The organism is Achromobacter sp. 1012554356 (genome assembly GCF_059760815.1).
The window spans coordinates 1-10,536 of sequence record NZ_JCBANC010000105.1 but is presented as its reverse complement, the minus strand read 5'-3'; the positions used below and the strand labels follow the sequence as shown (position 1 = coordinate 10,536).

The 10,536-nt window shown below is 65.7% G+C and carries 10 protein-coding genes; 3 read left to right on the top strand and 7 right to left on the bottom strand.

All coding sequences use genetic code 11. The annotated features are described in order from the left end of the window. Nucleotides 1–271 precede the first annotated feature (271 nt). On the top strand, nucleotides 272–1,168 hold the full coding sequence (locus AC6LJW_RS29050) for an NAD(P)/FAD-dependent oxidoreductase (protein ID WP_498088933.1): 897 nt from the start codon (nucleotides 272–274) through the stop codon (nucleotides 1,166–1,168). Between the two features lie 113 nt (nucleotides 1,169–1,281). Next, nucleotides 1,282–2,337, top strand: coding sequence for a sensor domain-containing diguanylate cyclase (locus AC6LJW_RS29045; protein WP_498088934.1), 1,056 nt, complete (start codon nucleotides 1,282–1,284; stop codon nucleotides 2,335–2,337). A 12-nt stretch (nucleotides 2,338–2,349) separates the two neighbouring features. On the opposite strand, the gene AC6LJW_RS29040 is transcribed toward AC6LJW_RS29045, so the two are convergent. The 7 genes from AC6LJW_RS29040 to AC6LJW_RS29010 all read right to left on the bottom strand — a co-directional run bounded on the left by AC6LJW_RS29040 (nucleotide 2,350) and on the right by AC6LJW_RS29010 (nucleotide 9,523). Then, on the bottom strand, nucleotides 2,350–3,321 hold the full coding sequence (locus AC6LJW_RS29040; protein WP_056560726.1) for an alpha/beta hydrolase family protein: 972 nt from the start codon (nucleotides 3,319–3,321) through the stop codon (nucleotides 2,350–2,352). A 151-nt stretch (nucleotides 3,322–3,472) separates the two neighbouring features. Next, the gene (locus AC6LJW_RS29035) at nucleotides 3,473–5,203 is read right to left on the bottom strand and encodes an ABC transporter substrate-binding protein (protein WP_056560723.1); all 1,731 of its coding nucleotides are present in this window, start codon (nucleotides 5,201–5,203) and stop codon (nucleotides 3,473–3,475) included. A 119-nt stretch (nucleotides 5,204–5,322) separates the two neighbouring features. Further along, the gene (locus AC6LJW_RS29030) at nucleotides 5,323–5,631 is read right to left on the bottom strand and encodes a DUF2160 domain-containing protein (protein ID WP_056560720.1); all 309 of its coding nucleotides are present in this window, start codon (nucleotides 5,629–5,631) and stop codon (nucleotides 5,323–5,325) included. A gap of 26 nt (nucleotides 5,632–5,657) precedes the next feature. Then, nucleotides 5,658–6,470 (bottom strand): carbohydrate ABC transporter permease, encoded by an 813-nt coding sequence (locus AC6LJW_RS29025; protein WP_056560717.1) that lies wholly within the window; start codon nucleotides 6,468–6,470, stop codon nucleotides 5,658–5,660. Then, nucleotides 6,463–7,353 carry a carbohydrate ABC transporter permease gene (locus AC6LJW_RS29020; protein WP_105238721.1) on the bottom strand — a complete coding sequence of 297 codons (891 nt, stop codon included), beginning with the start codon at nucleotides 7,351–7,353 and terminating at the stop codon, nucleotides 6,463–6,465. Before AC6LJW_RS29020 ends, AC6LJW_RS29025 begins: the two co-directional genes overlap by 8 nt. Next, nucleotides 7,350–8,438 (bottom strand): ABC transporter ATP-binding protein, encoded by a 1,089-nt coding sequence (locus AC6LJW_RS29015; protein ID WP_498088932.1) that lies wholly within the window; start codon nucleotides 8,436–8,438, stop codon nucleotides 7,350–7,352. The genes AC6LJW_RS29020 and AC6LJW_RS29015 overlap by 4 nt, the downstream gene beginning before the upstream one ends. After that, entirely contained in the window at nucleotides 8,438–9,523 is a 1,086-nt protein-coding gene (locus AC6LJW_RS29010) for an ABC transporter ATP-binding protein (RefSeq protein ID WP_498088931.1), read from the bottom strand. Before AC6LJW_RS29010 ends, AC6LJW_RS29015 begins: the two co-directional genes overlap by 1 nt. A 220-nt stretch (nucleotides 9,524–9,743) precedes the next feature. Here AC6LJW_RS29010 and AC6LJW_RS29005 point away from each other — a divergent pair, with 220 nt between their 5' ends. Continuing rightward, nucleotides 9,744–10,535 carry a DeoR/GlpR family DNA-binding transcription regulator gene (locus AC6LJW_RS29005; protein ID WP_200949357.1) on the top strand — a complete coding sequence of 264 codons (792 nt, stop codon included), beginning with the start codon at nucleotides 9,744–9,746 and terminating at the stop codon, nucleotides 10,533–10,535. The last annotated feature ends 1 nt before the right edge of the window (nucleotide 10,536 follow it).

Below are 10,536 nucleotides of genomic sequence, written 5' to 3'. Positions count from 1 at the left end.
CACCACGGCCACGCGGCCGTTCAGGTCAGTCGTGTGCTGCATGCCAGTCTCCTTGGCGGCCGGCGCGTGTGGACGGCTGCCGGTGTAGAGGAATTCAGGGTAGTCCCGCCCGGGGGACCGGCGCAACCCGGCTCCCGGCGGGGCAAGTTCCAGCAAGCGGCATTCCCCGTCGCAATGGCGAAGACCGCAACAACATAAGTTGCATAAGAACGCTTGCACCCCTATCATGCAACTTATCAAGTATCGAAACCCCTGCGAGAGGATCGTTCCCATGCACTACGACGTCATCATCATCGGCGGCAGCTTTGCCGGCCTTTCCGCCGCCATGCAACTGGCACGCGCCCGCCGGCAGGTTTTGCTGGTGGATGCGGCGCGGCCCCGCAACCGCTATGCGGCCCACGCGCACGGGTTCCTGGGCCAGGACGGCGTGCCGCCGCACGAGATCGTGGCCGCCGCGCGTGCGCAACTTGCCCGCTATCCGACCGTTGCGTTTCTGGACGGCGAAGCCATTCAGGCCCTGCCGCAGGACGGCGGATTCGACGTCGTGATGACCACCGGCCAGCAGGTGCGCGGCGCGCGCCTGATCCTGGCCACCGGCATGCGCGACGAATTGCCGCCGCTGCCCGGCCTCGAGGCACGGTGGGGCCAGACCGTGCTGCACTGCCCGTATTGCCATGGCTATGAAGTGGCTGGCAATCCGCTGGGCGTGCTGGCCGCGCATCCGATGTCGGCCCATCAGGCCATGATGCTGCCCGACTGGGGCCCGACCACGTATTTCACGCAGGGGCAGTTCGAACCGACGCCCGACGAAGCCCGGCATCTTGCCGCGCGCGGTGTCCACGTGGAGCGCACGCCCGTGGTCGCGCTGCTGGGCGAAGCGCCTGCGCTAGACGGCGTGGTGCTGGCCGATGGCCGCGAGCTGCCGCTGCGTGCACTGTTCGTCGCCAGCCGGGCGCACATGGCCAGTCCGCTTGCCGAACAGCTGGGGTGCGCGTTCGACGAAGGGCCGCTGGGCCCCGTCATCCGGGTGGACGAAATCAAGCAGACCACGGTGCCTGGCGTGTTCGCGGCGGGAGACGCGTCCACGCCGATGTCCAATGCCACGCTGGCCAGCGCATCGGGCGTCATGGCGGGCGTGTGCGCGCACCGGTCGCTGGTGATGGCATAAGCGGTCTTCAGCCTGGACCCAAGGCCGTGCATAATGGCGAGATTGGCGGCCCGGTCTCCGGCATGGAGCACGGGCCGCAAGTTCATCCGACCATGCATCCAGGAGCAGCCGTGCTGGATCCCATCCTCGCCGAACTTTCGACGACCCTGCCCGCCGCCAAGTCGGTCGAGCAACTGACCCGCCCGCTGCTGGACATGCTGGGCGCCGTCACCGGACTTGAATCCACTTACCTGACCTCGATCGACCTGAAGGCCGATCTGCAGCACGTGCGCTACGCGCGCAACGTGGGGCAACTGCAGATTCCGGAAGGCCTGTCCGTGCCCTGGGATGACACGCTGTGCAAGCGCGCACTGGACGAAGGCCGCATGTGCACCAGCGACGTCTCGCAGTGCTGGCCCGACTCGGACGCGGCCCGGCAGCTTGGCATACAGACCTACGTCAGTGCGCCCGTCCGCGCCGATGACGGCGCCCTGTACGGCACCCTGTGCGCGGCCAGCGCCCGGCGCCACGAGATCAACCCGCAGGCCGAAGCCGTGCTGAAACTGTTTTCCAGCGTGATCGCCAGCTTCATCGAGCGCGAAATGCTGGTCGAAGAGCTGCACGCCGCCAACGTCAGACTCATGTCCTATGCACTGACCGACATGCTGACGGGCCTGCCCAACCGCCGCGCGCTTTTCGAGGCGCTGGACCGTCTGCTGGCGCGGGCCGTGCGCGAACAGGCCACCGTGCTGGTCGGTGTCATCGACCTGGATGGATTCAAGAGCATCAACGACACGTACGGCCACCAGGCGGGCGACACCTTCCTGCAGGAAACGTCGCGGCGCATCGCGGCAGCGCTGCGGGGGTCGGACATGGTGGGACGCGTGGGCGGCGACGAATTTGTCCTGATCGGGCCCGGCCCCGAGCTGACCCGCAAGCGGTCGGACGGGGGCGGCGTGACGCCGCAGGCCGAGGCCGAAGAAGCGGCGCGCGCGATGGAAGCGCGCATCCTGGCCGCCACGATGGGGCGATACAAGCTGGGCGACACCACCATTGGCTATGAAGGGGCCAGCACGGGCGTGGTGGCGCTGGATCCCGCCGGCCTGGACGCGGAGGCCGCCGTGCGGCTGGCCGATGCGCGCATGTATGAAATCAAGCATGCGCGCCGGGCTGCACGCGTCATTCACTGATCGGGCGCGCGGCTATTGCAGCCGCGCCTTGAAGAACGCCGTCACGCGAGCGTTCAACGCTTGATGGAGTGCGCTGCGGTCAACGCCCGCCTCGTCGCGGCAGATGCCGGGTAGCGCCTCGGCCTGCTCGGCCGAGCACGGCGCCAGAAACACGTAATGGCCAGCGCCAGCGGCCATCTGGTAATCCGGCGCGGCGCCCAACCCTTGGCGCACCGCCTCGACGCTGGCCGGGCTGACGCCCTCACCGCCCCGCTCCGACGCCCACAGCTGAATGGGCAGCGTGACGCGCTTGAGCGCGTCTCCCGAAAAGACATTGAGCGGATCGGCAATGACCGCCGCCTTGATGCGCGCGTCCGCCGGATATGGTTGCTGCGGCACCTTCCCGGCTGCGATGTCGCGGCACATCGGCAGCGACGGCTGGTCGGCACAGATCGCCAGCCCCGCAGCCAGATCCGGCGCCGCGCCGGCCAGCACCAGGCCCGTATACCCCCCGCGTGAAAAACCGAAGAAGCCGATCTTTTCGGCATCAAGGCTGGCTTTGTTCGGCCACACGCCCGTCATGTAGTCGATCAGCCGGCGCATTTCGCGGGGCCGGGTCGAAAAAATCGACAGATAGCCCTGCCGCGATTTGTCCTGCGCGTTGTCGCCCACGTGGTTGATCGCGGCAACCACGAAGCCTGCGTCGGCCAGCGCGGCGGCGGTGTCGTGGTGGCTGAGATACGAGCCCGCCGAGCCATGCGACATGACGATGAGCGGGTAGCGCCCGTCCGGCAACTTGCAGCCCTGCACCCCTTGAATGGCGATGCGGCCCACCTTGATCTCGCCCGCGGGCTCGGCGCACGGCGTCCAGACCGCGCCTTGCAGGCCGGGGCCGTTCTGGTCCATGGGCAGGTTCAGGCGCTGGAAGCCGGCGGCGTGCGCCGCACCGGCGGAGAGCGCCAGGACGGCGCACACCAGGGATGGGACAAGCTTGGCAAGGGGCATGCAGGACGGAATGCGGAAGATTCAAGGGCGCGCGCCGCGCGGCTGGCGAGATTGTGACACGCCCGGCCATCCGGTTTGCCTGGGCACGCAAGCCAAAAAAGAACGCCACAGGCAGCCTGTGGCGTTCATGCACGGACCGGACGGAAAGCGCTTACCGCACCTTCCCCGCCTTCCACGCCGACAGCAGCTGATCATAGGGAATCGTCTCTCCCTTGGGCTTTTCATTGGCCAGCTTCTTCCACGGCGCGTGCTGGTCCGACAGCCACTTGCTCGGATCGCTCTTGGGGTTGAGCTTGGGCGCGCACTGCGCCATGCCCGCCCGTTCAAGCCGCGCCATCACCTGATCCATTTCGTTGGCCAGGTTGTCCATGGCCGCCTGCGGGGTCTTTTCGCCGGTGACGGCAGTGGCGACGTTCTTCCACCACAATTGCGCCAGCTTCGGATAGTCCGGCACGTTGGTGCCGGTGGGCGTCCACGCGACGCGTGCCGGACTGCGGTAGAACTCGATCAGACCGCCGTAGTTGGCCGCGTTCTTGGTGAAGAACTCACTGTTGATGTCGCTGTCCCGGATGAAGGTCAGGCCGGTGATGGATTTCTTGAGCGACACCGACTTGGACGTGACGAACTGCGCATACAGCCAAGCCGCCGCCATCTTGTCGGGGTTGGTGGACTTGAAGAAGGTCCACGAGCCTACGTCCTGGTAGCCGTTCTGCATGCCGTCCTTCCAGTACGGGCCGTAAGGCGACGGCGCCATGCGCCACTTCGGCGTGCCGTCGTCGTTCACGACCGGCAGCCCCTTCTTGGTCATGTCGGCGGTGAAGGCCGTGTACCAGAAGATCTGCTGGGCGATCTGGCCCTGCGCGGGCACGGGTCCCGCTTCCGAGAAGGTCATGCCCATGGCCTGCTGCGGCGCAAACTTTTTCATCCAGTCGATGTACTTGGTCAGCGCGTACACGGCGGCCGGGCTGTTCGTGGCGCCGCCACGCGACACCGACGCGCCGACCGGCGTGCACTTGTCGTCGGCCACGCGGATGCCCCATTCGTCGACCGGCATGCCGTTGGGCAGTCCCTTGTCGGCCGCGCCCGCCATCGACAGCCACGCATCGGTGAAACGCCAGCCGAGCGACGGGTCCTTCTTGCCGTAGTCCATGTGGCCGTAGACGCGCTTGCCATCGATCTCCTTGACGTCGTTCGAGAAGAACGTGGCGATGTCTTCGTACGCCGACCAGTTGGTGGGCACGCCCAGGTCATAGCCGTACTTGGCCTTGAATTTTTCCTTCAGGTCCGGCCGCGCAAACCAGTCTGCGCGGAACCAGTACACGTTGGCGAACTGCTGGTCAGGCAGCTGATAGAGCTTGCCGTCGGGCGCCGTGGTGAACTTGGTGCCGATGAAGTCCTTCAGATCCAGGTTGGGATTGGTCCAATCCTTGCCGGCGCCTGCCATGTAGTCGGACAACGGCAGGATGGCGCCGTAACGGTAGTGGGTGCCGATCAGGTCGGAATCGGAGATCCAGCCGTCGTAGATGGACTTGCCGGACTGCATGGACGTCTGCAGCTTCTCGACGACGTCGCCTTCCTGGATGAGGTCGTGATTGACCTTGATGCCGGTGATTTCGGCAAAGGCCTTGGCCAGCACCTTGGACTCGTACTCGTGCGTGGTGATGGTCTCGGACACTACGCTGACTTCATTGACGCCCTTGGCCTTGAGCTTGGCCGCGGCGTCGATGAACCATTTCATTTCGGCCATCTGCTGTTCCTTGGACAGCGACGAAGGCTGGAACTCCGAATCGACCCACTTCTTTGCCTCCGGCTCGCCGGCCCAAGCCCCTGACGTTCCGATCAGGGCGATAGCGGCCGCCATGGCGTGCATGCGCAATTTCATGACCTGTCTCCTCGATAAGTCTTCCCCTATCGTGCTGCGGACCGCTGGCCGGGGAAGACGCTGGCCGATAGTCCTTTTCCTGACTGCCCGAAACCAACGAAGGGTCTGGCGCCCTTCTCTCACCCTTTTTTCATGATGAACGCCAGCAGCAGCATGGACAGCACGAAGCTGATCCATACCGATGGCGGCTGATCCAGCGAAAACCACTCGACCGCCTTCTGGCCAAACCCCAGAAACGCCAGGTTGAGCCACGCCGCGGCCATGAGACCGATGAACAGCCGGTCGCCGCGCGTGGTGCGCAGGGGCAGAAACCCCTTGCGCTCCTGCGTGGGCGACTTCAGTTCCCAGATCGTCATGCCCGCCAGCATCAGCACGATGCAGCTGAAGAACACGGCGACCGGAGTGGTCCACACCATCCAGCTGAACATGGGCACGCCCTCCCTTATCCCGATCCCTACACGCGGCCCATCGCGAAGCCCTTCGCGATGTAGTGCCGCACGAACCAGATGACGATGCCGCCCGGCACGATGGTCAGCACACCCGCGGCCGCCAGCACGCCCCAATCCATGCCCGAGGCCGACACCGTCCGCGTCATGGTCGCGACGATGGGCTTGGCGTTCACCGACGTCAGCGTGCGCGCCAGCAGCAGTTCGACCCAGCTGAACATGAAGCAGAAGAACGCCGCCACGCCCACGCCCGACTTGATGAGCGGCAGGAAAATCGTCAGGAAGAAGCGCGGGAACGAGTAACCATCCACATAGGCGGTCTCGTCGATCTCGCGCGGCACGCCGGACATGAAGCCTTCCAGGATCCACACCGCCAGCGGCACGTTGAACACCAGGTGGGCCAGCGCCACCGCCAGGTGCGTGTCCATCAGGCCGAACGAGCTGTAGAGCTGGAAGAACGGCAGCAGGAACACGGCGGGTGGCGTCATGCGGTTGGTGAGCAGCCAGAAGAACACGTGCTTGTCGCCGATGAAGCGGTAACGCGAGAACGCGTAGGCGGCGGGCAGCGCCACGGCCAGCGACACGACCGTGTTGATGACGACGTAGATCAGCGAATTGATGTAGCCGGAATACCAGGCCGGATCGGTGAAGATGGTGCGGTAGTGCTCGAACGTGAAGTCGCGCGGCCAGAGCGTCAGCGTGCTGACGATCTCGGTGTTCGACTTGAATGACATGTTCAGCATCCAGTACAGCGGCAGGATGGCGAACACCAGGTACAACGTCAGGAAGGCGGCGCGCCACCAGGTGGTTTTCTCACGCATTGCCCCGCTCCTCGTCGAAACCGCCCGTGGTGCCCGCGCGCAGCATCCAGTTGTAGAGAATGAAGCACAAGAGCAGGATGATCAGGAAGTAGATGATCGAAAACGCCGCGGCCGGCCCCAGGTCGAACTGCCCGACCGCCTTCTGCGTCAGGTACTGCGACAGGAAGGTGGTGGCGTTGCCGGGGCCGCCGCCGGTCAGCACGAACGGCTCGGTGTAGATCATGAAGCTGTCCATGAACCGCAGCAGCACCGCGATCATCAGCACGCCGCGCATCTTGGGCAGCTGGATGTACCGGAACACGGCAAAGCGCGAAGCGCCGTCGATCCGCGCGGCCTGGTAGTACGCATCCGGGATGGCGCGCAGCCCCGCGTAGCACAGCAGCGCGACCAGCGGCGTCCAATGCCACACGTCCATGACCAGCACGGTGACCCAGGCATCGAAGTCGTTGCCCGTGTAGTTGTAGTCCACGCCCAGCCAGGACAGCGTGGCGCCGAGCAGGCCGATGTCGGTGCGGCCGAACACCTGCCAGATGGTGCCCACAACGTTCCACGGAATCAGCAGAGACAGCGCGATGATGACCAGCACGGCCGACGCGCGCCAGCCGCTGGCCGGCATCGACAGCGCCAGCAGGATGCCCAGCGGGATCTGGATGAGCAGCACCGCAAACGAAAACCCGATCTGCCGGAACAGCGCGCCGTGCAGCTCATCGTCCTGCAGCACGGCGGCGAACCACTCCGTGCCGACAAAGACGCGGCGCTCGGGCGAGATGATGTCCTGCACCGAATAATTGACGATGGTCATCAGCGGCAGGATGGCCGAGAACGCCACGCACAGCACGACAGGCATGACCAGGAACCAGGCCCGGTGATCGGTGGGTTTCATCGGATCAGCTCCTCGTCGCGGTAGAAGCAGGTGTGGGGATTGAGCACGGTCAGCCACACCGTGGCGTCCTTGCCCCCGGCCACGACGTTGCTGCCCAGGCGGGCGCGCACCGGCGTGCCATCAAAATCAGCCACCAGCAGCGTGTAGGTGCCCACATCCTGCACGCGTTCCACGCGCATGGGCACGGCGCCGGCTGCGCCGGCATCGGCAACCCGCAGGTATTCGGGACGCACGCCCAGCTTGACGGGACCGGCGCCTTCCAGCTTGGCGGCCAGCTCGACCGGTACGCCGTCCAGCCGGTGCTGGCCCACCCTCAGCGCGCCATCGCGCCATTGGGCCGGCAGAAAGTTCATGCCCGGCGACCCGATGAAATGGCCCACGAAGGTATGCGCGGGCCGCTCGAACAGGTCGTCGGCGCTGCCCACCTGCACGGCACGGCCGCGCGCCATGACCATGACCTGGTCGGCAAAGGTCAGCGCCTCGGTCTGGTCATGGGTTACGTAGATCAGCGTGAGCTTGAACTCGTGATGGATTTCCTTGAGCTTGCGGCGCAGCTCCCACTTGAGCTGCGGGTCGATCACGGTAAGCGGCTCGTCAAAGAGAATCGCGGACACGTCGCTGCGCACCAGGCCGCGGCCCAGCGAGATCTTCTGCTTGGCATCGGCCGTCAGCCCGCTGGCCCGGCGATCGAGTACACCGGACATCTCCAGCATTTCGGCGATGCGGCCCACGCGCTCGCGGATGCGCTCGGGCGGCACGCCCCGGTTGCGCAGCGGAAACGCCAGATTCTCGGCGACCGTCATGGTGTCGTACACCACCGGAAACTGAAACACCTGGGCGATGTTGCGCGCCTGCGGGGTCTTGTCGGTGACGTCCTGCCCGTCGAACAGGATGCGTCCGTGCGACGGCCGCAAGAGGCCTGACACACAATTGAGCAGCGTGGTCTTGCCGCAGCCCGAAGGCCCGAGCAGGGCATAGGCCCCGCCGTCGCGGAAGGTGAACTGCAACGGCAAAAGCGCGTAGTCGTCGTCGGACTTGGGGTGGGCGACGTACGAATGGGACAGGTCCAGCTCGATCTGCGCCATCAGGCCACCTCCCCCGCCCCCGCCGGCTGCCGCGGCGCCGCGCGCAGCGCGCCATCCGGGCCAAAGGCGTAGGTCTGCGCGGGGTCGAAATACAGCCGCACGTGCTCGTCCAGCGTGTAGCGGTGCACGCCGGGCAATTGGGCGACCACGTCGCCTGCGGCCGTCTCGGCGTGCACGAAGGTGTCGGATCCGGAGATCTCGGCCAGCTTGACCCGGCCGGGCAGCTCGACATGGCCGGGCCGCGATTCCACATCCAGCGCGCCGGCGCGCAGGCCGGCCGTGATCTCGGCATCCCCGCCCGCCGGCAGCGCGCGATCCACCGCCACATCGCCTTGCAGCACAAAACCGCCGTTGTGACGCCGGGCGGCGAACAGGTTCATGGGCGGGTCGCTGAAGGCGCGCGCCACGCGGATCGAATTGGGGCGGTGAAAGACCTCGGCCGTGGGACCGTATTGCAGCAGTTCACCGGCGTCGAGCACGGCGGTGTGGCCGCCCAGCAACAGCGCCTCGCCCGGTTCGGTGGTGGCGTAGACCACGGTCGAGCGCCCCAGCGCGAACAATTCCGACAGTTCGTCGCGCAACTCCTCGCGCAGCTTGTAGTCCAGATTGACCAGCGGCTCGTCCAGGAGGATCAGGGGGGCATCCTTGACCAGCGCCCGCGCCAGCGCCACCCGCTGCTGCTGCCCGCCCGACAGCTCGGACGGATAGCGCTCCAGCAGATGGTCGATGTGCAGCCGCGCCGCCATGGCGTGGACCTTTTCACGCGTGTCGCGCTCGCCGCGCAGCTTGAGCGGCGAGGCGATGTTGTCGTAGACCGGCATGGACGGATAGTTGATGAACTGCTGGTAGACCATCGCCACGTTGCGCTGGCGGACCGGCACGCCGGTGACGTCGGCGCCATCGGCCAGCACGCGGCCTTCGGAGGGCCGGTCCAGCCCGGCCATGATGCGCATCAACGAGGTCTTGCCGGCCAGGGTGGCCCCCAGCAGGACGGTCATGGCGCCCGGAACCGGGGCCAGGCTCATGGGATACAGGTGCATCTGCGAGCCGGCCCGCAAAGCTATCCCGTCCAAGGTCAGCTGCATCTAGTCTCCTCAACCTACTTATACGTCCCTGTTTTACGGACTTCGGTATTCGGCACAGCGTCCCAGCTTGCACGCCCCCCGCATTCCCGCGCGGACGCAACATGATGAGCATACTCTTTCAGATGGCTTTCGTTTTTTGTGCGTTTTACCGAAGAAGCGAACAAAAAACAATCTTGCGGTGCGTCATTATTTTTCGCTTTTGTTGTTTTATCATTCGCTCATGACACTGAATCCACGACAGAGCGCGCTGATCGAAATGGTGCGGGCCCAGGGCTCGGCCTCTATCGAAGAGCTCGCCAAACGCTTCGACGTCACGCTGCAGACCGTGCGGCGGGACGTCAACATCCTTTCCGAAGCCGGCCTGCTGTCGCGCTTTCATGGCGGGGTGCGCATCGAGGCGTCCACCATCGAGAATATTGCGTACCGCAAGCGCCAGGGCCTGCACGCCGCGGGCAAGCAACGTATTGCCGAAGCGGTGGCGCGGGCCGTGCCGGACGGCTGTTCGCTGATCCTGAACATCGGCACCACCACCGAGGCCATCGCGCGCGCGCTGCTGCGCCATCGCGGGCTGCGCGTCATCACCAACAACCTGCACGTGGCCGACATCCTGTCCGACAACCCGGATTGCGAAGTCATCGTCGCGGGCGGCGTGGTGCGCTCGCGCGATCGCGGCATCGTCGGCGAAGCCACGATGGATTTCATCCGCCAGTTCAAGGTCGACATCGGCCTGATCGGCATTTCGGGCATCGAGGCCGACGGCACCCTGCGCGATTACGACTTCCGCGAAGTGCGCGTAGCGCGCACGATCATCGAGCAATCGCGCGAGGTCTGGCTGGCCGCCGACAGCAGCAAGTTCAAGCGCCAGGCCATGGTGGAACTGGCGCATATCTCGCAGATCGACCGCTTCTTTACCGATGCGCATCCGCAGGAACCGCTGGCCCAAGTGTTGCTGGATTCCGGCGTGCGTTGCGATGTCGCCGCCGCGCCGCACCCCCCCAAACCCACACCCTGAC

Excerpts from the sequence above, each read along its gene's own strand:
- AC6LJW_RS29030 (WP_056560720.1), bottom strand. The coding sequence starts at position 5,631 with ATGTTCAGCTGGATGGTGTGGACCACTCCGGTCGCCGTGTTCTTCAGC.
- AC6LJW_RS29015 (WP_498088932.1), bottom strand. The coding sequence starts at position 8,438 with ATGGCGCAGATCGAGCTGGACCTGTCCCATTCGTACGTCGCCCACCCC.
- AC6LJW_RS29040 (WP_056560726.1), bottom strand. The coding sequence starts at position 3,321 with ATGCCCCTTGCCAAGCTTGTCCCATCCCTGGTGTGCGCCGTCCTGGCG.
- AC6LJW_RS29005 (WP_200949357.1), top strand. The coding sequence starts at position 9,744 with ATGACACTGAATCCACGACAGAGCGCGCTGATCGAAATGGTGCGGGCC.
- AC6LJW_RS29010 (WP_498088931.1), bottom strand. The coding sequence starts at position 9,523 with ATGCAGCTGACCTTGGACGGGATAGCTTTGCGGGCCGGCTCGCAGATG.
- AC6LJW_RS29050 (WP_498088933.1), top strand. The coding sequence starts at position 272 with ATGCACTACGACGTCATCATCATCGGCGGCAGCTTTGCCGGCCTTTCC.
- AC6LJW_RS29025 (WP_056560717.1), bottom strand. The coding sequence starts at position 6,470 with ATGCGTGAGAAAACCACCTGGTGGCGCGCCGCCTTCCTGACGTTGTAC.
- AC6LJW_RS29035 (WP_056560723.1), bottom strand. The coding sequence starts at position 5,203 with ATGAAATTGCGCATGCACGCCATGGCGGCCGCTATCGCCCTGATCGGA.
- AC6LJW_RS29020 (WP_105238721.1), bottom strand. The coding sequence starts at position 7,353 with ATGAAACCCACCGATCACCGGGCCTGGTTCCTGGTCATGCCTGTCGTG.